Annotated in this window: 24 protein-coding genes; 18 read left to right on the top strand and 6 right to left on the bottom strand. The window is 37.9% G+C overall.

Translation table 11 applies throughout. From position 1 onward, the window contains the following. Positions 1 to 199: 199 nt before the first annotated feature. Entirely contained in the window at positions 200 to 1,471 is a 1,272-nt protein-coding gene (locus L1994_RS11080; RefSeq protein ID WP_278099501.1) for a hypothetical protein, read from the top strand. Here the strand turns inward: L1994_RS11080 and L1994_RS11075 are convergent. Beyond that, positions 1,465 to 2,205 (bottom strand): winged helix-turn-helix transcriptional regulator, encoded by a 741-nt coding sequence (locus L1994_RS11075; RefSeq protein ID WP_278099500.1) that lies wholly within the window; start codon positions 2,203 to 2,205, stop codon positions 1,465 to 1,467. The genes L1994_RS11080 and L1994_RS11075 overlap by 7 nt on opposite strands. A 22-nt stretch (positions 2,206 to 2,227) precedes the next feature. Continuing rightward, positions 2,228 to 2,683, bottom strand: a complete 456-nt coding sequence (locus L1994_RS11070) for a peptidase domain-containing protein (protein WP_278099499.1) — start codon at positions 2,681 to 2,683, stop codon at positions 2,228 to 2,230. A 304-nt stretch (positions 2,684 to 2,987) separates the two neighbouring features. Here L1994_RS11070 and L1994_RS11065 point away from each other — a divergent pair, with 304 nt between their 5' ends. The 11 genes from L1994_RS11065 to L1994_RS11015 all read left to right on the top strand — a co-directional run bounded on the left by L1994_RS11065 (position 2,988) and on the right by L1994_RS11015 (position 11,066). Continuing rightward, complete coding sequence (locus L1994_RS11065; RefSeq protein WP_278099498.1) at positions 2,988 to 3,827, top strand: hypothetical protein; 840 nt, start codon at positions 2,988 to 2,990, stop codon at positions 3,825 to 3,827. A 322-nt stretch (positions 3,828 to 4,149) separates the two neighbouring features. After that, positions 4,150 to 4,272 (top strand): hypothetical protein, encoded by a 123-nt coding sequence (locus tag L1994_RS11060; RefSeq protein WP_278099497.1) that lies wholly within the window; start codon positions 4,150 to 4,152, stop codon positions 4,270 to 4,272. A 378-nt stretch (positions 4,273 to 4,650) separates the two neighbouring features. Continuing rightward, positions 4,651 to 5,754, top strand: coding sequence for a hypothetical protein (locus L1994_RS11055; protein WP_278099496.1), 1,104 nt, complete (start codon positions 4,651 to 4,653; stop codon positions 5,752 to 5,754). Positions 5,755 to 5,787: 33 nt separating this feature from the next. Next, positions 5,788 to 6,774, top strand: a complete 987-nt coding sequence (locus L1994_RS11050; protein WP_278099495.1) for a hypothetical protein — start codon at positions 5,788 to 5,790, stop codon at positions 6,772 to 6,774. Between the two features lie 241 nt (positions 6,775 to 7,015). After that, positions 7,016 to 7,204: a hypothetical protein gene (locus L1994_RS11045; RefSeq protein WP_278099494.1), complete on the top strand. Its 189-nt coding sequence runs from the start codon at positions 7,016 to 7,018 to the stop codon at positions 7,202 to 7,204. Next, a complete protein-coding gene (locus tag L1994_RS11040) occupies positions 7,201 to 7,569 on the top strand; it encodes a hypothetical protein (protein ID WP_278099493.1) in 369 nt (122 codons plus the stop codon). The genes L1994_RS11045 and L1994_RS11040 overlap by 4 nt, the downstream gene beginning before the upstream one ends. A 117-nt stretch (positions 7,570 to 7,686) precedes the next feature. Next, complete coding sequence (locus L1994_RS11035; RefSeq protein ID WP_278099492.1) at positions 7,687 to 8,292, top strand: hypothetical protein; 606 nt, start codon at positions 7,687 to 7,689, stop codon at positions 8,290 to 8,292. Beyond that, on the top strand, positions 8,285 to 8,833 hold the full coding sequence (locus L1994_RS11030; RefSeq protein WP_278099491.1) for a hypothetical protein: 549 nt from the start codon (positions 8,285 to 8,287) through the stop codon (positions 8,831 to 8,833). Before L1994_RS11035 ends, L1994_RS11030 begins: the two co-directional genes overlap by 8 nt. Positions 8,834 to 8,868: 35 nt before the next feature. Then, positions 8,869 to 9,057, top strand: coding sequence for a hypothetical protein (locus tag L1994_RS11025; protein ID WP_278099490.1), 189 nt, complete (start codon positions 8,869 to 8,871; stop codon positions 9,055 to 9,057). Between the two features lie 182 nt (positions 9,058 to 9,239). Then, positions 9,240 to 9,743, top strand: coding sequence for a hypothetical protein (locus tag L1994_RS11020; RefSeq protein ID WP_278099489.1), 504 nt, complete (start codon positions 9,240 to 9,242; stop codon positions 9,741 to 9,743). 15 nt (positions 9,744 to 9,758) lie between these two features. Next, positions 9,759 to 11,066 carry a WD40 repeat domain-containing protein gene (locus L1994_RS11015; RefSeq protein ID WP_278099488.1) on the top strand — a complete coding sequence of 436 codons (1,308 nt, stop codon included), beginning with the start codon at positions 9,759 to 9,761 and terminating at the stop codon, positions 11,064 to 11,066. Between the two features lie 49 nt (positions 11,067 to 11,115). Here the strand turns inward: L1994_RS11015 and upp are convergent, their stop codons facing one another. The 4 genes from upp to thiM all read right to left on the bottom strand — a co-directional run bounded on the left by upp (position 11,116) and on the right by thiM (position 14,635). Continuing rightward, positions 11,116 to 11,745, bottom strand: coding sequence for a uracil phosphoribosyltransferase (gene upp, locus L1994_RS11010; RefSeq protein ID WP_278099487.1), 630 nt, complete (start codon positions 11,743 to 11,745; stop codon positions 11,116 to 11,118). Between the two features lies 1 nt (position 11,746). Then, positions 11,747 to 13,006: a uracil-xanthine permease family protein gene (locus L1994_RS11005; protein ID WP_278099486.1), complete on the bottom strand. Its 1,260-nt coding sequence runs from the start codon at positions 13,004 to 13,006 to the stop codon at positions 11,747 to 11,749. A gap of 175 nt (positions 13,007 to 13,181) precedes the next feature. After that, the gene (gene thiE, locus L1994_RS11000) at positions 13,182 to 13,823 is read right to left on the bottom strand and encodes a thiamine phosphate synthase (protein WP_278099485.1); all 642 of its coding nucleotides are present in this window, start codon (positions 13,821 to 13,823) and stop codon (positions 13,182 to 13,184) included. Next, positions 13,820 to 14,635 carry a hydroxyethylthiazole kinase gene (thiM, locus tag L1994_RS10995; RefSeq protein ID WP_278099484.1) on the bottom strand — a complete coding sequence of 272 codons (816 nt, stop codon included), beginning with the start codon at positions 14,633 to 14,635 and terminating at the stop codon, positions 13,820 to 13,822. Before thiM ends, thiE begins: the two co-directional genes overlap by 4 nt. Positions 14,636 to 14,776: 141 nt before the next feature. On the opposite strand from thiM, the gene L1994_RS10990 reads away from it, so the two are divergent. From L1994_RS10990 to L1994_RS10965, 6 genes are all read left to right on the top strand, one after another. Further along, positions 14,777 to 15,217, top strand: coding sequence for a hypothetical protein (locus L1994_RS10990; RefSeq protein WP_278099483.1), 441 nt, complete (start codon positions 14,777 to 14,779; stop codon positions 15,215 to 15,217). A 297-nt stretch (positions 15,218 to 15,514) separates the two neighbouring features. Continuing rightward, complete coding sequence (locus L1994_RS10985; protein ID WP_278099482.1) at positions 15,515 to 16,456, top strand: NAD-dependent epimerase/dehydratase family protein; 942 nt, start codon at positions 15,515 to 15,517, stop codon at positions 16,454 to 16,456. A 155-nt stretch (positions 16,457 to 16,611) separates the two neighbouring features. After that, a complete protein-coding gene (locus tag L1994_RS10980) occupies positions 16,612 to 17,787 on the top strand; it encodes a cofactor-independent phosphoglycerate mutase (RefSeq protein ID WP_278099481.1) in 1,176 nt (391 codons plus the stop codon). Between the two features lie 484 nt (positions 17,788 to 18,271). Then, positions 18,272 to 19,396, top strand: a complete 1,125-nt coding sequence (locus L1994_RS10975) for an ORC1-type DNA replication protein (RefSeq protein WP_278099480.1) — start codon at positions 18,272 to 18,274, stop codon at positions 19,394 to 19,396. Between the two features lie 72 nt (positions 19,397 to 19,468). Then, positions 19,469 to 20,416, top strand: coding sequence for a methenyltetrahydromethanopterin cyclohydrolase (gene mch, locus L1994_RS10970; RefSeq protein WP_278099479.1), 948 nt, complete (start codon positions 19,469 to 19,471; stop codon positions 20,414 to 20,416). 209 nt (positions 20,417 to 20,625) lie between these two features. Then, positions 20,626 to 21,552 carry a cupin domain-containing protein gene (locus L1994_RS10965; protein WP_278099478.1) on the top strand — a complete coding sequence of 309 codons (927 nt, stop codon included), beginning with the start codon at positions 20,626 to 20,628 and terminating at the stop codon, positions 21,550 to 21,552. Positions 21,553 to 21,646: the final 94 nt, after the last annotated feature.

The raw sequence follows: 21,646 nt of genomic DNA, 5'->3' as shown, positions 1-21,646 counted from the left end.
TTGAATATCTGCCCAATCAGGTTGAACAAAGAAACTCATATTATATCAGGCATAATTATATGTGCTCTGATTATATATTCTCAATTCAATGATTAAAAACGTCCATAAAATTATATTTCATGCACCGGTTTCATGTAAGTTACGAAGTAACTTTCATGTAAAATCAATCTTTCAAAAATTTCTTTTTCCTGCATATTTTTTGCTTATTCTATCAATTGCAATATTTACTGCAGGATGCAGTGATCTAAATAAGGATTCTGCAAAAGATGATTTAACATCCAAAAATTTTTCAAAAGAAAACAATAACTGCCCCATTATTGAAAACATAATCTCTATCTCTGATCCTCTCTCAAAAGACTTTAAAAAAAGTACTTTTCAAAATGTAGTCCGGAATCATCCTCTTTTGATAAATGGAAATCTGAGCAGTCTAAAATCAGAAAAAGTTCAGTTATGGGTTTTTGACGGAAATATAACCTCATATATTCTTCATACTGACAGGAACAATATGTTCAAAAAAGTCCTTGACTCTGACTGGACAAATTCTCTGCCCGGAAATTTTACATCAATAATTTTAGTTGAATATCCCGGAACAAACGGTGAATTTGCAGTTACAAAAGACTCTCTTTCAGGAGAGATTAAGGGAACTAACAAAAATGTATCATCAGAAATTCTAAAAGAAATAAACACAGGCGAACGCTTCCCGACAATGCTTATTGATTTGTTTGAACAGGCAGTCTCGGATTCAGATACAGGCGGAATGTGTTTCATGTGCCGTATAAACAGCGCTGACGGCTGGATAGATATAGACTCTCCTTACAAAATAAATCCTCATGAAACTGTTATATCCGGAAATACGACTCTTCCTCTGAGAACAAAACTTGCTGTCGGAATATCAACTGTCAATATACATCCCTCACCTAAAAATTATGACTACTCGCACGAATTTGCAGAGGGAGAGGCTGAAGTTGTAAAAGGAGACAACTGCTTTTATAAATTTTCGACAGTCATCAATACATCAAAACTTAACTCAGGCAAATATTTCATCACCGTAGAGAGTTTAAACAGTTCAGTTAAGGCCGATTCATATATTATTACAGAAATTATAAACCTGCCTGAAAAAGTCCCTGAAGGAAATTATATCAACTGGTCTGCTCTTTTACTGCCCGAACTTAAAGAAAACAAAAATATAAATCCTCAGATGCCTGCGGGAAATTTAAAAATCGTTCCTCCCGGAGATTCAACACAAAACAATGAAGTTGAATACAGCAGTATAATCGACTGCCGTCCTGATGGAATATGCAGAGTATTTGACAATTCCGGTACGCATCTTCTTTCCCTTTATGACTCAAATGAACTGCACACAACACAGGTGCCAAACAATGCTATGGCAGATTCCAAAAGCGTTGGAAATGTGACATTAATAAAACTTAACGGAGATGTGATTCTGACAAGGATTAATGAATATCAATGAATATCCCGGAGATAAATAGTTTTTTTAAGAGTTCTCCTCACAACGGGTTTTATAAACCACTTTTTGTATTTTCCATCAGTTACAGGAGTTATAATATCCAGACGACAGAAATTCTCAAGATACCAGTGGATTGTGCTTTTACTAAGATCAAATCTTTCTGATAGAGCCTGATTTGTAATTCCGGGATTTTCCAGTATGCTTACCAGAAGCTTTTTTCCTGTTTCATTTCTCAGACATGATATAATGATTTTTTCATATTTATCGTATGTTTTGGAATTTTGATACAACCGCTTATATTTTCCTGCTCTTAATGAAACTACTCTGTTCTCTAAACCAAGTCTTGAAAGATGATATTTTACAGAGCCCCGGTTTATATGCAGGCTCGCGGATATATCAGCTATATTACTTCCCGGATTTTGAGAGATATACTCATAGATATTCTTCCGGTTTTCATTTTCCAAAATTCCGCCGACTTTGGCCAAAACGATGGGAAAAACCTTAAAAAGTCCCAAAAAAGCGGCAAGAATCCCTGCCACATAAAATATCTGAATCCAGAGAGGCAGCTGCCAGAATGTAATAGTTGAATCAGCGCCTGATGAATCAACAAGTCCGCTTTCAATAAGGGCCGGAAAATCTGTGTGAGGAGAGATTGTATATCCGCCCGTTGCTGCCTGAGCACCTGCTGTGAAAATTGATAAAACGAAAAGAATAAAGAAGAAATCCGCTGTCTGCATAAATAATCAGTTTAAAAAGATATTATAGATAATAATCTTCAGTTTCGAAAACGCTATATCCATAGACTTCATAATGCCAGGTTCCCTCTGCTATGCCGGCCGGATTTGAGATATCAATATTGATTCTTCCATTTACTTTTCCATCTGCACTATCATAAAATTCTCCGAGGTACTGCCAGTCAGGAGTGTATATTCCAAGCCTTAAGGAATCCGACGAATCTCCCCAGTTTAAATCAACATTTAGGACAGTAACATGTGAATTGACATTTTTGGTGTGCCAGTTGGTCTCACCCTGCATAATTGTATCATAGATATACTTCTGACCTGAATCTCCAACGGAGTCTTTTGCCGGCGTTATGGTATAGCCTTCCAAATCACCTGTATAAAAGGCATCAGTTTTTTCTTCAGCCGCCGCGCCTGATGCGAATGATATACAAAACATCAATAATAATGCAGAAATTCCTAATTTCCTTAGCATAAAACCACTTCCAAATTTATATATTTTAATATGGATATTAGTGATATTTACCTTTTATGTCCAAATCATCGAACTGAAAGACAAACAGTTCGATAATATGGACATAATCCATTTATTATACTAAAGCAAAGTCCTCACTGTAGCATCAAAAAGGTGTTGCACAGGGATTTTTGCCAGAGTTAGTTTCAGAAACGGCGAAAACCCCTGCCTGCCCGGAGGCATAATGTAGTTGGGCTCAAAAACTACTTGAAACCTTTGACGATCCTGTCTCCGGGGGGCATGAAAAATAAAAGGAGATGAAAACATGAAAACGAAAAAAGGTATGCGGGCTTTGAGCCTGCTATTTATAGCACTTATAGTAAGTGTAGTCCTGGTACAGGCTGTAAGTGCAGAAAAAACCAGTCCCAGAATAGTAAGTGAATGGGAAAAAGAACATACAATTCTTGTAGAACATACAACTGAATATTATGTCAGTGATGAGATATTATATGTTAAAAACATATATTCTGGCTCAGAATTGAAAGCAAGGTTCAATGTGGGGCAATTAGAGAAAACTATTTCTTATAAAGTTGATTTGGATTATGTAAAAAAATTAAACCTTGTTGAAGGCAAACATTATACTTCTACAAAATCCTCATATGATGTTTTCACATTGGAAAATGATCCTCCTGTGTATTCTAAAAGCTATGATTATCCTCAGTGGATTTGGGAAAAAGTTGGAGATTCATATCATCAATTAGATGAACCTGTCAATATAGCATGGGAAAGCAACAACCTAAATACAGTGAAAACGGAGATTCTCAATGAAGGATGGTGGGATATTATTGCTGAAGACACATACTATATTTATGACAGTGGATGGAAAGCGGATGATGGACTCGCAGACGATCCTCTAAGGGTTTTCGGTGGCTGGCACCTCAGATTATGGCAGATGAATGATGGAGATGTTATCGGAGCAGCTCATCATGACACATGGGCTCCTCATGAGGCTGACGGATTTGAAAATGCAGAAGAGGAAGTTGCAGGATTTTATGATCAAGTAGGGGATACCTTGTGGCATGTCTATGAAGATGATTATTCTCTCAACAATTATGTAGCAAGCCCGTATAATAATGGGATGTGTACAAGAATCTTTTACTGGTGAATGAAGGATGAGATATCAAAAACTGTTTGAAAAAAACAACATCCTCCTTTTTTCTTATATTTTGTTTTTTGCTGTTCTTTGTATTGTATATTATTTGTTAAGTATGGAAAATTCATTTTATTCAGGAATAAGTGGTATTTTATTAGTTATTTTATATCCAACCGGAGTCTTTTTTTATGGATATAAAACGGGTGACAGATTCCGTGCTCCTCTTTCCGGAATCGTATCTTATGCATTTTTGATTTTTTTAATTCTTTTATCGGCTAATTTTCATGATTTTTTGAATCTGAGTCATTTACTATTATTCACGGGGTATAATCTGATGCTATTAATCTGCCTTGGATTAATTGGTTTTTTGGCTTCCGGGAAGGAAAAATTACAATTGATTATTGCAGGAATATTATCTGTAATCTGGATTTTGATTTTTATATCAGGTATTTCCTGAAGGAATAATGTGTAGATAGTTTTTACCGGAATATGAAATCTGCTAAAAAGGTTTAAAGACATCCAAATTGGAGAAATACTCAGTTGCATGATTTGGACATAATAAATTTATTATGCAGAATCAAAGTCATCAATGTAGCATCTAAAAGGTGTTGCAGGGTTTTGCCCGACCGATCAAGAACGGCGAAAACCCCTGCGTGCCCGGGGGCATAACTGTAATTAAGCTTAAAACTACTTGAAACCTTTGACGATCCTGTCTCCGGGGACATGAAAAATAAAAGGAGACGAAAACATGAAAACGAAAAATGTAATGCGGGCTTTTTACCTGCTATTGGTAATGGTTCTTGTCGGGGCGATTTTCGTTCCGGCGGTTAGTGCGGTGGATATTGAAACTGTGGAAAAATATTCAGTATCTCAGGATAATGCGTTTATCGGAGCTAAAAATGAATTCAATAAATTTATTTATAGCGGCGCAATTTCAAAGGATGTTTATTCAGTTGATATGCTTAAAAATGAACCTGTTTTGATATATGATATAAATGGCCTGCTTTTATATTACCAATTCCCAATTGAAAAAAATGGAGAAAATCTGGGTTATATAAAGGCAACTGCCAGCAAAGTCCTTGGCGGGCCGGTATCAATAATTATGGATAGTCCTGATGAAATATGCTATGATAAATTACTAAGCGATTCAGTAAAGAGTTTTGAGAAGAAGGCGTTGTCTTCAGAAAAGATCATAAGCTCACAACTTGTTGAATATGATTATCAATATTTATACGTAATGTTGGAAATAAAAGGACATAATGACCAATTGAGGGAAATAATCGTAGATCAGGACGGTGAAACCATATTTGACAGTACTGATAAAAACAAATCGATAGATGGGCATTCATATTATGCCAGCCTTGATCCTTCAAATATTGATGAGAAGATCAAATCATGGGATGAACAATTTAATGAGAAAGCAGGAGTATCTAAAGCTTCGGAATATATGGATTTATGGAATCAGGCAAATCTTCTCACACAACCAAATGAATATTGGTGTACTGTTACTACAGGAAAAATGATTGCATACTGGTTTGGAGTTTCTGATTCATATACGACTATAGCTGAAATTATGGACTCAATTGATCAGTATGGTAACCCGAAAGGTACTCCGGGTCATGATTCGGAATTAGAATATTATACAAATGATCCTGACGGACTTCAACTTCCTACGCTTTATAGGAGTGGCGGGCAGATAGTATATTATCAAGGCAAAGATCATATCCGTGATAATGAAAATCCAATTGCCTCGGGAGTGTCTGCCGGATTTGGTGCACATGCAAGAGCAATTGCCGGTTATTTTTATTCTGGTGATTCTGAGTATTTTAGAGTATATGATCCTGGAAAATATATGATTGGTGATGAAATATTCTCTGAGAGATATTGGGAAAATTTTGATACAGCCGGGATTCAGGAATGGATTTTTGTTGACTGGTAATTAAATAATTAATTTAATAAATATTTTCCAAACATGAAATTTATAAAAAATCCCCGGAAATTATCGGAGTTAATTATCGTTATAGTTATAGTCTTAATCGTGATTTTATCGATAAACTGGATTTTAAGTGGAGATGAGGCAGAAAATCAATGTACACAGGAGATCTGTTCATTAGAAAGTCCAACAGAAAAATACCTGTTCACAAAGTCAGATGCAGAAATGCTCGGTGAAGATTGGTACCCTGAATTGATTTTAAATTCCAGTGTAGATTATTCTGAAATTAAATTTCTGATGAATAAATATTTTGGAGATATGGATATTGTATGGAAAATCAGTTATGGCAGGAATTTGAATGAAGATGAAGATTTAAAAATTATGATTTGTTATGGCGGAGACAGTTCTGATGTAAAACAACGGATTGTATCATCTCTTAACCAGATAAATGATGATTATGATTTTATATCCGTCGTAAAGGTGAGATCAAAAAACAGGTTCTGCGATCCGTATTATAGTAATGCTGATAATTCAGAGAGATATTGGTACCCGACAATCGGTTTTAAAAATGATACAACCGATGGAGAAATAAATCAGTTATTGAATAATGAATTTGGTTCAATTTCTGCTTTTAGAATCCGGGACTCTATGGATACATATTATATGAATTATTATGTTAATTTATCTTCAGATTCTGATAAGATACCGGAAGATTTGAATCATTACATAGATCTTTCAACATACGGATGGATATTTTATGAAAAAATCAATTTTAACAATAGCCAGACAAATTATTATCCTGTAAGTTTAAATTCTCTGTCGAATGAGGCAGAGGTTTTAATAGCCGATTCACTTAAAAATGAAGGGATTATAATTTATCCATCCAGACTGGTTATTATTGAGGACAAACAATTCAATAATAGTGCATTTGAAAACTTTGATCAGCAGTATGAAAATATTTCAAAATCTAAAGATGTTGTATTTATAGCCAAATCGTTTTTAAGAACCAGTAAGATTCCAAATTAAACTTAATTTTGATGATATTGAAACAATTCAACGATCGGGCTATGGAATTTATATTGTGCTGAACGAAAAGTCATCCATGGAACATCCAGAAGAGGTGTTGCAGGGGCCCCGCCATAATCTTTGAGGAACTGACCGGACCCCGCTGCATGCCCGGGGGCAAACTGTAATTAGGGTTTTTAATTACTTGAAACCTTTGACGATCCTGTCTCCGGAGGCATGAAAAAGAATGGAGACGAAAAACATGAAAGAAAAGAAAGTATCGCGGGCGTTGAGCCTGCTTTTGGTAATGGCACTTATCGGAGCGATTTTCGTTCCGGCGGTTAGTGCTGATAAGGAAGTTCTATCAGAAACCAGTGCTGATAAAGTTGATGAAAAGACATTATTGGAAAGAACACCTCCATTATTGATTGAATTGAGGAGGATGAAATGATCTATCACCACATTTTACTATTTTTTTTTGTCGCCATTATTCTGTCTTCAGGATGCATATCTGAAAAAGAGTTCTCCGGCGATGAATTAACAACTATAATACTTGATGATCCTGAGGTAGCGAGTCTCATTAATGGATATGAATATGAAATTCTTGATTATGGACTGGCTCAATATTATGCCCCGGGTGAATCGGACAAACAGGAAGTCTATATAGTGAAAATCTCAATAGACACCGGACAGAAAAGACCAATTTTATATTCCATATTAATAGACTATAGTGGAAAAGTAATTCAAATCGGAAGTGAATTTGGAACAATAGATCCTGCAACGGTTGATCCTGGAATAATCAATAAGAGCAAATAATATTGATTTGATTAAATATGATATTAAAATATTTGCCAGCAATATGTCATGCATGCAAAATGAAGATGCTGCTGCATCTGCGCCTAAATAATTTCGGAGAAGTTGAGGGTGAGGGTAATGAAAAAAATACTCGCTGTTATTTTTGTTTTTACGGCAGTCCTGGTCACGACGGGATGTACCGGTGAACCCGGCAGCGTTCAGGCAAGTGAAACCGGCCCAGTTACTTTTTATTACAATAACGCGAGCTCATCAATTTCTCTCAACCTGTCGGCGATTGAGGTAAGTGATATTGAAAATTCTCCCACTAAAATTGAATCCATTATTGATATTGCATTAGATGATCCGCGGGCAGGGGTTCTTCTTGAAAACGGATGGAATATTGCTTCTGTATCAGGACCTGTTAATGAAGATATGACAGATAAAATATCTGCAGAATTGGAGTTTAAGAAAGATCAGCTGTCATTTTATCTGAGTATCGATGAACAGAGTATGACTGCTGCCAGAGGTTACAGTGATGCGGTCGGATGGATATCAGAACCGGTTTCCGGTCCGCTTCCTTTAGGTTATCATAAAGTAAAGGACAAAGGGACAAACCGGTGGTATGTGTTTAATATAAAGAGTAATAGTTCAAATTCAACAGTAGCTATGATTTACAATGATACAACCATCTTCTACCTGTATCCGTCCTATTCAATAATAGATACGGAGGGGCTGTATGACTAACTATAATATTCTAAAAAAAATATTTTTTCTTTTGCTTTTTACGCTTTTTCTCGTTATTTTTTCCGCATGCTGTATTGATACTGACACCAAAACGGCAGTTCAGCCGTCTCAATTAATTAATAATACGACACAATGCAATCTCTCTGATGAATGGATCTCCGGGGTTAATGTCTCTACTGTGCCATATCTCGGTTCCGAATCGATTATTACAAATGCATCTTTTGTGGCACGAATTGGCCTGTGCGATAAAAATGTTCAGGAGATGCTTAGTCATGGAAGCGATATCAAAGGAGTAATTGATTTTATGCCATCCAGACCAAAAGGATGGAATAAGAGCTCCGGACCAACGCTTTGGGTTGTTTACCGGGGCATTGATGTTTATTTCTATGTCAATGAAACGCAGGAAATTGTTGAGAGATTTGAGGTTGTTATACCCGGAGATCTTTATGGAAAGGAACGACTGGAAAATTACACACGCCTTTATGACGGGAACGGTACCGCTTTTGCATTCAATAGCAGTAAAATATGGTTTCCCACATGACAGTTGATTTACCCAGTATTAACCGGTTCTGAATAATGATAAAAATAAAACAGAAATCCTTACATTTTATTCTTACAAGGGCAATTCACATAATTCCTGTAATTCTTTCAGGAATAAAAATAAATAATCCTGAAAATATCTCCACAATTTTAACATCCGTTATTAGTATTGGAATAAAAGACAAACAGTTCGATAATATGGACATAATCCATTTATTATACTAAAACAAAGTCCTCACTATAGCATCAAAAAGGTGTTGCACAGGGATTTTTGCCAGAGTTAGTTTCAGAAACAGCGAAAACCCCTGCCTGCCCGGAGGCATAACAGTAATTAAGCTTAAACCTACAAAAAAGCTTCTGTATTTTTAGTCTCCGGGGGCATGAAAAAAAAAATGGAGACGAAAACCATGAAAACGAAAAAAGTAATGCGGGCTTTTTACCTGCTGATGGTTATGGCACTATTGGGAGCGATTTTTGTTCCGGCAGTTAGTTCAGAATCTGAAAATCATTTAAATGAAAATCTTTCCTCCAATGAAGACATAGTAGGAATCGATACAGAATTAAAGAGAAGCCCGTATCTTTTTGATACTGAAGGAAACAGATTAAGTGACAAAGAGCTCTCAGAAATGATAGTAAAAATGCCAAAAGTAACATATCTGGACGGGATGACTGAAACTGAGAGTAAAAAGATTTCTGAGAGATTAACCCGGTTACATCAATATAGATCTATCTCGAAAAGTATTGATAAAGATAGTTCATTAAAAACAACTCAGATAAAGGCAATCACAGAGGCTCGTATTAATGACTATCATTATAATAGAGTCAATGAAATCATCCAGAGAATTTGGAAGTTTCTTCCAGAGGAACAATATATCATTATTTCACATCCCACATATGAAATCAATATTTAAAATTAAGCAGGAGGAGTGTTTATTAAACCCGGATATTCACCCAAATTTCTAATTTTTTTAATATTAATCGCAGTCATCATTATTCCCGCCCAGGCATTATCTCCCCTGTGGGTATCAAACCTTACCGAAATTGACCAGAACATTCAGGATACAGGCGGTCACTCTTTAGAATTTCTGGCCATTTCGGATGATGGCAGCAGCGTTGCTACAGCAACATTTGACGGCAGCATATATTTCATAGATGAGTCAGGAATAGTTTTTTGGAACAAAACAGCCAGAAATGAAAACTCTGAAATTCTCGCTTTAAGCCTTTCACCCGACGGAAACTATCTTGTAATTTCAGATGCGGGTTCTTCTCCAGCATCAAATCCCAAAAAAAGGTTAACCCTCTTAAACAGGCAGGGTGAGGAATTATGGAATCATTCAATCAGGACATTTATATACAATCTGGCAGTCTCGTCAGACGGTTTATACAGTGTATTCGGGTCTCATGAAAATATCACATGCGTAAATAGGAATGGATCAATCATGTGGAATCACCCGGTTATCTCTCCTGTAATCTCGCTTGACATATCAGACGATTGCGAATATATTGTCGCTGTAACAGAAAACGGTGGAGTATTCTGCCTGAACCAAAGCGGTTCCATATTATGGGAAAATAAATTTTTGGAGTCCTGTGATATAAAAATTTCAGATGACGGAAATTATGTCTGCCTGTCCAGTCCATCCCAAAGAAGGCTTTATTTTCTGGATAATATAGGAAATATTCTCTGGAACAAGACTTTACCGCAAGGAACAAAATTTGCAGAAAGCAAGATTTCCTATAATGGAGAAGAGATAGTGTTACGAACAACCAAAGCCGTCTCTGGCTATAACCAGTCAGGAGGACTCAGGTGGAATTATATTACAAAATACCAGCAGACTTTGCCCCATCCGATATCCGCCACGGTCTTTTCATTATCCAAAAACGGCCGGCATTCGGTCTTTGCCATGGGCGAGTCTCTCATTCTTTTAAATGATAAAGGAAACGAAACAGGGACATTTTCCTGTGATAACCGGATAAAAGGTGTTGCCATATCATCCGAAGGCACCGGTATTGTGGCAATCACAGATAATGAGTTATATTATTTTTGTAATCCCGATGCCGGTTTGAAAGGACTTACAGACCTCTCATCTGATACTAAACAATCAGATGTTATACCGGATGAAAAATCTCCACTAAAGCAGACAAAACAATCACCAATCCCTTTATTTACTGTAATTTTTAGTGCCGGATTAGTAAGTCTCTTCATGAAACGCAGAAACAGGACTGCTAAAAAATGATATTGTGAAATTATAATCAAAGGAAAAGAATCAAAAAAATCAAAAAAAATTATTTTGTTCCAAAAAGCCTGTCGCCGGCATCGCCAAGACCCGGAACAATGTATCCTTTTTCATTCAGGTGGGAGTCAATAACGGCAGGCATTATATCAACATCAGGATGATCAGCCTCCATTCTTGAAATTCCCTCCGGTGCGGCAAGAATACAGAGAACTTTGATGTCACTGCAACCTTCTTTTTTAAGCAGACTGCATACAGAAGATGTTGTTCCTCCGGTTGCAAGCATAGGGTCAAGAACATAGACTCTTCTTTTGCTGATATCAGATGCAAATTTTGCATAGTAAAGCTTTGGCTTTAACGTTTCCTCATCACGATAATAGCCCATATAGCTTATTTTAGCTGTGGGAATCACCTGTAAAAATCCTTCCTGCATCCCTATTCCGGCTCTGAAAACAGGTACAATTGAAGGATCGATTCCGGCCATTTTTTTAACCGCTACCGGCTTTCCCTCCCATCCGGGAACAGAAGTCTCTTCAAGTTCAAAGTTCTTTGTCGCCTCATATGTAAGAAAAGTTGTAAGTTCTGTTATAAGCTCCCTGAAATCCTTTGAATTTGTATTAATACAGCGAAGCATTCCAAGCTTATGAGTTACCAGAGGATGGGAAACAGAAATTACAGCCATCTTATAGTTCAACTCCCATTTTATCTTCGTTTGCCTCTTCCTTTGGCTCAGGAAGAACAAGGTTTAGAATAACTCCAAGTATTGCCGCAAGACCGACACCTGCAATCTCTGCATCTCCTATTGGGACAAAAAGACCGCCAATTCCTGTTACAAGGACAATTGAGAGGATAATTAAGTTCTTGTTATTTCTAAGATCGACTTTGTTTCGAACAAGCTGATCAATACCAAGACTTGCAATAAGTCCAAAGAGAAGAATCATAACACCGCCCATAACAGGAAGCGGAATTGTCTGCAAAAATGCGCCAATCTTTCCTATGAATGCAAAAATAATTGCAAAGATTGCGGCCGCTGTCATTATGAAAGGATTATATGATTTTGTCAGCGCAACCGCACCTGTAACCTCTGAATATGTGGTATTTGGCGGGCCGCTTAAGAATGATGCGGCAAATGTTGCGATACCGTCACCAAGCATAGTTTTGTGAATTCCGGGATCTTTTAGATAATCCTTTCCTGTAACCGAGCTTATCGCAAGTATATCGCCGAAATGCTCAATTGCAGGTGCGATTGCAAACGGAACGATGAAAATTATCGCCGCAAGATTCCACTCCGGAAGCACAAAGTGTGGAACTTCTACCCATGCACTCTCAAAAATGCTTTCAAACTTAACAACTCCAAACAAAAGCGATACAATATATCCTGCCGCAATTCCAAAGAGAATCGGAACAAGCTTAAGCCAGCCTTTTGCATATGCAAAAAAAGCAATTGTTGTGAGAAGAGAGACAGCCGCAATTATCAGTGATGTTTCAAGAGGAATTAACTGCACATCTCCTGACTGTCCAAGCGCCTGTGAAACAGCGGTTGGTGCAAGTGACAGACCAATGACCGCAATCACAGGTCCGACAACAATAGGAGGGAAAATTTTGTGCACAATTCCAACACCGAAATACCTGATAACAAAACTCAAAACAACATAAAAAAGACCGGCGGCGGCAAGACCGCACATTGTGGACGGAATGCCCCATGCAGAAACCCCGTATGTTATTGCAGGAATAAATGCAAAAGACGAGGCCAGAAATATAGGCACTTTCCATCTTGTAACAACCTGAAAGATAAGTGTTCCAAGACCCGCAGTGAAAAGTGCAACACTTGGGTCAAGACCTGTTATAAGTGGCACCAAAACAAGTGCTCCAAACGCTACAAAAAGAATCTGAAGACCACTGATACCTTTTTTTAAAAAATCAGACCGATTAGAAGATTCCATATTAAAACTCCGTGAAAAATGCCCGCATGCCTGATTTATTGATAGTTAAATCAGAATAAAATATAATTATTTCATCCAGGCAGTATCTGTATGAAATTTCTCAGTTACAAATCAGAGAAATATCCTCTAATTCTTTTTTTTATCATAAAATATATCTATTCTTTTAAAGCCAGAATCAAAATCTTCCAAGCCTCAGTTTCTCTTCAGAAATTTTTGCTTTCAGACTGGATGCGGCCGATTTTATGTCATTTTGTGCAACAACAGCGGATATAACAGCACATCCTGATGCACCTGCTCTTATAACATCGCATGCGTTAAAAAGCCCTATTCCGCCAATTCCTATTACAGGAACCGACACATTCTCACAAATTTTTTTAAGCTCAAAAAGACCGTTTCCAGGACCTGCATCAGCTTTTGATGAAGTATTAAAGGTCGGACTTAAGGCGATGTAGTCAGCACCATCCGCTTCACCTTTTATGGCCTCAGATAAGTTACCAACCGAAATTCCGATTAAGAAACCTTCGGGTGAAATATCCCGTGCTTCACTAACCGGCATATCGCCCTGCCCAAGATGAACACCGTCTGCACCGGATTTTATCGCAACCTCAATATTATCGTTTACAAAAAAAAGACGACTGTATTTGTCTCTTATCCGGCAAATTTCTTTGGCAGATGTTAGAAGAGAATCGAAAGGGGTATTTTTTCCGCGAAGCTGGACGCAGTCGGCACCGCCTGCATAAGAAAGCTCTGCTATTTTTACATGAGAAACCCCGCCTGAAATCTCCTCATCGGTTAGCACATATAACGAATATGTCATTCTAAATTGCCGGTTATGTCTTTTATTTTTGCATCAACAGCAAGTTCAACAGGCTTTAGCCTGAATAATTCATCACAAATACCGGTGCGGTATGAATAAGGCCCTTTTGCATAGACCGATGCTTTCTCTCCGCAAAGTCCGAACAATGAAAGTGCAGATGCGGTTGATTCAACATAATTGCCTGAAACCGCCGCGAATGCACCTGAAAGAGATGCCGCCATACAACCTGTTCCGGACAGGTTTCCCATCATATAATGACCGTTTTCAATAGAAAGAACTGTTTTTCCATCAGTTACAATATCCTTCTCACCACTTATTGCAACAACTGCTCCAGTAAGTTCAGAACACTTCAGTGCGACACCTGCAAAAGAGCCTTCAAGTGTACCTGAATCAACACCCCTCACTGTTGCTTTTTCGCCGGCCAAAACACCTATCTCTCCGGCATTTCCTTTTATAACGGAGATTTTCAGTTCATCTATAATTCTTAGAGCACTGTCTGTCCGAAGCCTGGTTGCTCCAACACCGACAGGATCAAGGATTACAGGAATGTCTAAATCATTTGCCGCTTTTCCGGCGATAAGCATCGATTCAACAAGCTCTTTATTGAGAGTTCCTATATTTAGGACAAGAGCTCCTGCAATCTTCACCATCTCTTCCACTTCATCAGGCGAGTCTGCCATCACAGGCGATGCCCCAACGCAGATTGTTATATTTGCGCAGTCATTAACAGTTACATAATTGGTTATATGGTGTATTACAGGATTTTCCGACCTTACTTTAGTTAGAAGCTCTGCTGATGCCTTTCCATCCATTGTATCTTTTATATAACTATAATAGGACATAATTTTGATGACTGTCAGGAGCGGGAGGGATATCTGACATCGTAAAAAATAATTTTAGGCAGTTTTAATTACATGAGTCGATAAAGAATAACTTAATCTAAATGGTGATTTATGAACAAAAAATTGTTTCTCATTCTTGCCGGCCTTGCCTGTCTCATGCTGATGGCTGCCGGTTGCACTGGCACATCCGATAAAACACCGGCAACACCTGCTGTTGAGGCAAAGTCCTGGTCAGGCATATGGAGCACGACATGGACATCTGCAGATCATGCAACCCTGGTGCAGGGGGATGACATTACGTTCACACAGACGGGCTCATCGGTAACCGGAGCCTATATTAATCCCGAATATAATTTCACAGGATCAATCACAGGTACTGTTGACGGGGCCACTCTGACAGGCATATGGTCTGAGACTGAGAATGGTATTCCGGGAACATCCGGTACGATTGAATTTGTAATGTCAGCTGACAAAAATTCATTCAACGGAACTTGGGAACACGAAAACGACGCTAATAAGACTACATATCTCTGGAACGGAGTCCGTAAATAATTATTCCGGCGAATCTCTGATTCCAAAAAACTTTTCTTTCTTTTTTTAAAACGGTGAGCCTTACCTTAAATCTCATCTCCAGACTTTCCCTTAAAGCTTAAACTACCCAAAAAAAGAACGAAAATTTTGTGCATTAAAAAATGCCGGGAAAATTTTAGTCATTTTCCATGAAAATCACTTTGTGATTTACGTGAAACTGTTGCATGAAACCTTAGTTTCATGAACGTTTTTAACAAATTCACTGAATGCAACTTTTGCATAAAATCAAAAGCCTAGAAGCACAAAACATTAACAATTATGTTTTCAATCGTAACAGGTGGTGCAGGATTTATTGGATCAAATCTTGTTGATGCCCTTGTAAAAAAAGGGGACAGGATACTTGTAATAGATAACCTGTCAGCAGGAAATACAGATAACATAAGTGAGCATATCAAATCCGGAAAGGTTGAATTCCTGCAGGCTGATCTTTTATCAAACGGCTGGGAAGAGAATTTTTCCGGTGCTGACAGAGTATATCACATTGCCGCTGACCCGGATGTAAGGGCAAGTGCAGGGATTCCGGAATCTGTGTATCAACGTAATGTAACAGCAACAATAAATGTTCTTGAGGCTATGAGAAAGAACAATGTGAAAGAAATTGTCTTTACATCCACCTCAACAGTCTATGGAGAGGCAGAAGTAATTCCAACGCCGGAAAACTACTCACCTATGATTCCAATCTCAATTTACGCCGGAACAAAGCTTGCCTGCGAAGCGATGATCTCATCATATGCTTATACTTTTGGCATGAAAGCATGGGTTTTTCGATTTGCAAACATCATAGGAAAAAGAAGTAATCACGGAGTTATATGGGATTTCGTTCACAAACTAAAGGAAAATCCAAAAGTCCTTGAGATTTTAGGTGACGGCAAACAGTCAAAATCATACTTCTCGGTAGAGGCCTGCGTAGATGCTGTATTATTTGCCACAGAAAATTCAGATGAGACCTTCAATTTCTTCAACATCGGTTCAGAAGACTGGATTTCTGTTAAAGAACTTGCCGAAATTGTAGTTTGTGAGTCTGGTCTTGAAGATGTTGAATTCAGATACACAGGCGGAGACCGCGGCTGGGTTGGAGACGTTCCAAAAATGCAGTTGGGCGTTGACAAGCTAAAGAATCTTGGGTGGAAGCCGGCTACAAATTCAAAAGAGTCAGTCCGTTCTGCTGTAAAGACACTTCTTTTAGAGATGGAAAACTAAAATCAGAATGGAAAAATTGGCAAAACAGCTGATATTAAACAGCGAATTTGATAATCAGATAATATAAATGTCAGATAATTCATCTTAAAATTCAAAGCTAATAATTCAAAGCTAAACCTGCGATATGAAAACAAAATAACCGGAAAGTGACTGAAATGAAATATATTTTAATTCTTGGCGATGGTATGGCAGACTGGCCAGTAGATGAGCTGGGAGGAAAAACCCCTCTTGAATATGCAAAAACTCCAAATTTTGACAGAATCGCAAAAGAAGGAAAGTGCGGGATGTTAAAAACCGTTCCTGACTCATGTGAACCCGGAAGCGATGTTGCAAATTTAGGTGTGCTTGGATACAACGCAGAGGAATGCTACACCGGAAGAGGGCCGCTTGAGGCCGTTAGTATGGGAATTGATTTAAAAGAGGGTGCTTTTGCATACCGTTGTAATATCGTGGCAGTAAAAGACGGAATTATGGCTGATTTTACAGCCGGCCATATCTCTTCAGAAGAAAGTGCACAGCTTTTTAAGACCTTAAACGAATATCTGCCAGAATCAGTAAAGGCATATTCCGGCATAAGCTACAGAAACCTCCTTGTGCTTAAAAACGCTAAAGGATCAATAACAAAAGCTCCGCATGACATAGTCGGCCAGAATATTTCAGAGAATCTTCCAACAGGCGATGATTCAGAAATTCTTCTTAAATGTGTTGAAATAAGCCGCGAAGTCTTTAAAGACCATCCGGTGAACAAAAAGAGAATCGCAGACGGAAAAACTCCCGCAACAGAAATATGGCCCTGGAGCGGCGGTAAAAAACCTTCTATTGAAAGCTTCAGAGAAAAATACGGTCTTTCCGGCGGGATTATCTCTGCAGTCGATTTACTAAACGGCATTGCAAAATGCGCAGAAATGAAGGTAATTAAAGTTCCGGGCGCTACCGGCTACCTGGACACTGACTACGAAGCAAAGGCAGAATACGCGGTTAAGGCATTAACAGAGGAGGATATTGACTTTGTTTACATGCATGTCGAAGCACCGGATGAGGCAGGACATCTTGGAAGCATAAAGGAAAAAGTGCTTGCAATAGAGCGTCTTGACGAAGTTTCGGGGAGATTTTTTGAGATTGAGGATTTGATGATAGCCGTCCTTCCTGATCACCCGACACCTGTGGCATTCAAGACCCATACAAAAGATCCTGTTCCTTTCGCCATCAGAGGCAGAGGTGTTGATGAATGCAGTGTTTATTCTGAAAAAGAGGCAGAAGAGAAGGGCGGTTTTAAAACAATTGACGCCAAAGACTTTTTAAACATTTTCTTCGGCCTTAAATCCGCCTGAAGACAGATTTAAACTATTAGAATATTTTTAATTTTTTTATTTTTAAGTGTAATATCTTAAATTTCTCTAAAAACGTCCATGAAATTTTATTTTAATACAACTTTCCATTTAAGCTATGAAGTAACTTTCATGTAAAGTTAAAGGGCATCAGTACCCTGCTTCATCACCAAAGCCTCCTAAAAGGCGTTTTCAGTGGGGGTAACTTTCATCATCTGCCCTAATTTTTTATTCAGATTTTTTTTTCTTCTGAATTTTTTTCTTAAAATTGAATGATTGTGAGAATTAAAAGGCATCATGATTTCTTAAAGTTTTTCATATATCATAATTTTTCTGTTAATTTTTCTGGATGTCATAATTTAAGTATTTTTAGAGAGTAAAATTTCATTTTTCTCTTTTTTTATCGATTCAGAGCACCACGTGATTTAGATTTAATTCTAAACCAGATGATAGAAATTAATACAATTCAGGTCAATAAAATTCATACATGAAAAAAGATCTGCTCATGTGGGATGAAACACTTTTTCGCGATATAGAGGTATTTGAAACAGACTATATCCCCGAGCAGTTCAATTTCCGCGACAGTCAGGTAAGAGAGCTTGCATTAAATGTGCGTCCGGGACTTAGAGGGGCAAGACCTCTAAACATTATATGCAGAGGACTTCCGGGAACCGGAAAAACGACCTCAATTAAAAAGCTCTTTTCAGAGATTGAAGAGCAGACAAAAAAGCTGATTCCGGTTTACATAAACTGCCAGATAGACAATACAAAATTTTCAATTTTTTCTCAAATTTATAAAAAACTTACAAACCGCCCTCCGCCTGCTTCAGGTACATCCTTTAAAAATCTCTTTGATATGGTCTGCAAACTTGTAGTTGAAAATGATGCAGTTCTCTTAGTCTGCCTCGACGATGCAAACTATCTCCTGTATGAAAAAGAGATTAACAAAGTCTTATACACACTCCTTCGTTCACATGAGTCAAACGAAGGTGTCAGAATCGGGATTATAACAGTAATTTCTGATATGAATATAGATCTTATGCAGGAGGTTGACCAGAGGGTCTCGTCTGTATTTCGCCCCTCAGAGATTTATTTTCCGCCGTATGAGGCCACAGAAATCTCGGATATTTTAGACGAACGTGTAAAACAGGGGCTTTATCCGGGAGTTTTATCAAACTCAATGCTTGAAGTTGTTGTAGAACAGACCATGAAAAGCGGAGATCTCCGTGTAGGAATTGATCTGTTGAAGCGATCCGCTCTTAATGCAGAGATTGATGCAAGAAAAGAGATTGAAAAAGACGATATCTGCCGCGCATACACTATCTCAAAATACATACATCTTTCACAAACAGTAAAAACACTATCAGCAGAAGAAAAAAACCTCCTAAAGGTTCTTGCCCAAATTTCACTTGATGAAAAAGAGATGAGTGCCGGTTCTGTTTTTGAAGAATTTAAGAAAGAGACAAAAACAGGCTACACACGCTATTATGAAATGGTTAAAAAGTTTGATTCAATGCGGCTTATAAACCTAAATTACAGGGAAGGAAGAGGCAGAACGCGGGTAATTACACTCCGCTACGATCCTGACCGTATTATTGCGATTTTGCCATAAATACAGCCTGTGCTACAATTAACAATACTTATCTATTTTGTTCGTTCATTTATGAATCAGGAGATTATTCTAATGATTAGCGTAAATGAACTTGCTCTTGACATCTTCGAAGAGCTTGCAGAATATCCGGAAGACTACAATGTAGAATTCCACCAGCTTGACAACGGTGCCCGCCTTATTGACTGCGGTGTAAGCACAAAAGGCGGATACCTCGCAGGAAAGCGCTTTACAGAGATTTGCATGGGCGGCCTTGCTGAAGTCACATTCAGAAACGGGCACATAAAAGACGTTCCAATGCCTTTTATAGATGTAAACACCGACTTTCCGGCAATCTCATGCTTAGGCTCACAAAAAGCAGGCTGGACTGTAAAAGAAGGAAGTTTTTTTGCAATGGGAAGCGGTCCTGCACGTGCACTCTCTCTCATGCCAAAGCACACATATGAAGTCATTGAATACGAAGACGAATGCGATTACGCAGTAATCTGCCTTGAATCAGATACTCTTCCAAACGGCGAAGTAATGGAGTTAATTGCTGACAAGTGTAAAGTTGACGTTTCTAATGTCTGTGCACTTGTAGCACCAACAGCATCAATTGTCGGCTCAATTCAGGTTGCCGGACGCTGTGTTGAAACAGCGGTTTACAAATTAAATGAACTTGGATTTGACACCAAAAAGATTGAATCAGCGATTGGAACAGCACCTATCCCGCCTGTCAAGAAGGACTCAACACGTGCAATGGGATGCACAAACGATGCAACAATTTACCACGGTCAGATATATCTTACAATGAGAGCACCAGAGATTGTTGACTATCTTGACAAGATTCCGTCCAACAAATCAAGCTCATACGGAGAGCCTTTCTATGACACATTCAAAGCCGCAGACTTTGACTTCTACAAGATTGACACGTCACTTTTCTCTCCGGCAGAGGTCGTTATTAACGAACTTTCAGAAGGAAAGGTCTATCGCACAGGTGCAATTAATCCGGATGTTACATTAAAATCATTCGGACTTTTATAAATTTTTAAACACAAATTTTTACTAATTTTTACAAAATCAGGTCTTCAACGGAGAAGATTTTCTTACTTCTTATATGCCTGTTTGATATGCAATAGTGTGCGCCCTCTGGTTCGATTAGAAATTTTTTTCAACTGCTTTATATGCTATTCTTACAGGGAGAGATCACATCCGGCATATTTATTACAAAATCATTTTATAAATGCTAAACAATGGACACTTTGCGCCCTTTTGCAATAATATTTTTAATAGCCCTGATAACAGTGTCCGGCTGTATCAGTCAGAATAACAAAGAGCCCGGGAATCAGGATTCTTATGAAGATACAAAAAACACTGCATATTTTATCAAATCCACCAATAATCTGATGAATATTCGTGTCTTTGAAAGCACCCTGATTAAGAATATTATATCACCTGCATTTTTCAAAGAGGCCGGCAAATATCCTTTAATAAACTATGAACTTTCTCATGTAATTGTCCCGTACGGAAAGGAAAATTTCCTTCATACTCTTAAAAATACTTCAGAGACAATATATATATTATCGGGGAATGGAACTGCCGAAATTAACGGTGTTACGTCTAATTTAAAATCAGGAGATGCCCTTTTCATTCCTGAAGATTCCTGTCAGAAGCTTAAAAACACAGGCATGTCAGATTTAACATATCTTTCACTGACATCACCTCCGTTTGATGAGTCAAACGAGGTTTTTTTAAATGAGTCACTCTTTGAAGACAGAACTTTATATCCGGATGAAAAGGCACTTTTAATAAGATCTGCTGATTTAAAAAAGGAGATTTTTTTTGATGATGTTGAAATTTACAAAATTTTAGATCCTGAAATACTAAAAGAGAACAATATTGATTCTGATATGAATATTGGAATTGCATTGTCACTGATTCCAAAAAACAGCCTCACAAGTCCGCACATTCTTGAAGGGACAACTGAGGTGATGTATTTCATCTCCGGAAAAGGAAATCTTCAGATTAATAGAAACATAATGACTGTTAAGGGCATGGATACTGTATACATTCCGCCAGGGGCACACCAGAGCCTTGAAAATACAGGTGATGGGTCACTGATTTACATAACAATAACAGATCCTCCCTACAAAACGTCTGCGGATTCAGCAAAGCTTTAATAATCTGATTTTTAAAAAAAGTTCATGAAACTAAGGTTTCATGCAACAGTTTCATGTAAATCACAAAGTGATTTTAATGGTAAATGTGATTTTG

The sequence above is a fragment of the Methanomicrobium antiquum genome (assembly GCF_029633915.1).
Lineage (GTDB): Archaea > Halobacteriota > Methanomicrobia > Methanomicrobiales > Methanomicrobiaceae > Methanomicrobium > Methanomicrobium antiquum.
This window is presented reverse-complemented; position numbering and strand designations above follow the sequence as displayed.

Coding starts and splice junctions, on each gene's coding strand:
- upp (WP_278099487.1), bottom strand. CDS start 11,745: ATGGCTGTAATTTCTGTTTCCCATCCTCTGGTAACTCATAAGCTTGGA.
- L1994_RS11050 (WP_278099495.1), top strand. CDS start 5,788: ATGAAATTTATAAAAAATCCCCGGAAATTATCGGAGTTAATTATCGTT.
- L1994_RS11045 (WP_278099494.1), top strand. CDS start 7,016: ATGAAAGAAAAGAAAGTATCGCGGGCGTTGAGCCTGCTTTTGGTAATG.
- L1994_RS11070 (WP_278099499.1), bottom strand. CDS start 2,683: ATGCTAAGGAAATTAGGAATTTCTGCATTATTATTGATGTTTTGTATA.
- L1994_RS11060 (WP_278099497.1), top strand. CDS start 4,150: ATGCTATTAATCTGCCTTGGATTAATTGGTTTTTTGGCTTCCGGGAAG.
- L1994_RS11040 (WP_278099493.1), top strand. CDS start 7,201: ATGATCTATCACCACATTTTACTATTTTTTTTTGTCGCCATTATTCTG.
- L1994_RS11020 (WP_278099489.1), top strand. CDS start 9,240: ATGAAAACGAAAAAAGTAATGCGGGCTTTTTACCTGCTGATGGTTATG.
- L1994_RS11035 (WP_278099492.1), top strand. CDS start 7,687: ATGAAAAAAATACTCGCTGTTATTTTTGTTTTTACGGCAGTCCTGGTC.
- L1994_RS10975 (WP_278099480.1), top strand. CDS start 18,272: ATGAAAAAAGATCTGCTCATGTGGGATGAAACACTTTTTCGCGATATA.
- L1994_RS11075 (WP_278099500.1), bottom strand. CDS start 2,205: ATGCAGACAGCGGATTTCTTCTTTATTCTTTTCGTTTTATCAATTTTC.
- L1994_RS11030 (WP_278099491.1), top strand. CDS start 8,285: ATGACTAACTATAATATTCTAAAAAAAATATTTTTTCTTTTGCTTTTT.
- mch (WP_278099479.1), top strand. CDS start 19,469: ATGATTAGCGTAAATGAACTTGCTCTTGACATCTTCGAAGAGCTTGCA.
- thiE (WP_278099485.1), bottom strand. CDS start 13,823: ATGACATATTCGTTATATGTGCTAACCGATGAGGAGATTTCAGGCGGG.
- L1994_RS11005 (WP_278099486.1), bottom strand. CDS start 13,006: ATGGAATCTTCTAATCGGTCTGATTTTTTAAAAAAAGGTATCAGTGGT.
- L1994_RS10985 (WP_278099482.1), top strand. CDS start 15,515: ATGTTTTCAATCGTAACAGGTGGTGCAGGATTTATTGGATCAAATCTT.
- thiM (WP_278099484.1), bottom strand. CDS start 14,635: ATGGATGGAAAGGCATCAGCAGAGCTTCTAACTAAAGTAAGGTCGGAA.
- L1994_RS10990 (WP_278099483.1), top strand. CDS start 14,777: ATGAACAAAAAATTGTTTCTCATTCTTGCCGGCCTTGCCTGTCTCATG.
- L1994_RS10980 (WP_278099481.1), top strand. CDS start 16,612: ATGAAATATATTTTAATTCTTGGCGATGGTATGGCAGACTGGCCAGTA.
- L1994_RS11065 (WP_278099498.1), top strand. CDS start 2,988: ATGAAAACGAAAAAAGGTATGCGGGCTTTGAGCCTGCTATTTATAGCA.
- L1994_RS11025 (WP_278099490.1), top strand. CDS start 8,869: ATGATAAAAATAAAACAGAAATCCTTACATTTTATTCTTACAAGGGCA.
- L1994_RS10965 (WP_278099478.1), top strand. CDS start 20,626: ATGGACACTTTGCGCCCTTTTGCAATAATATTTTTAATAGCCCTGATA.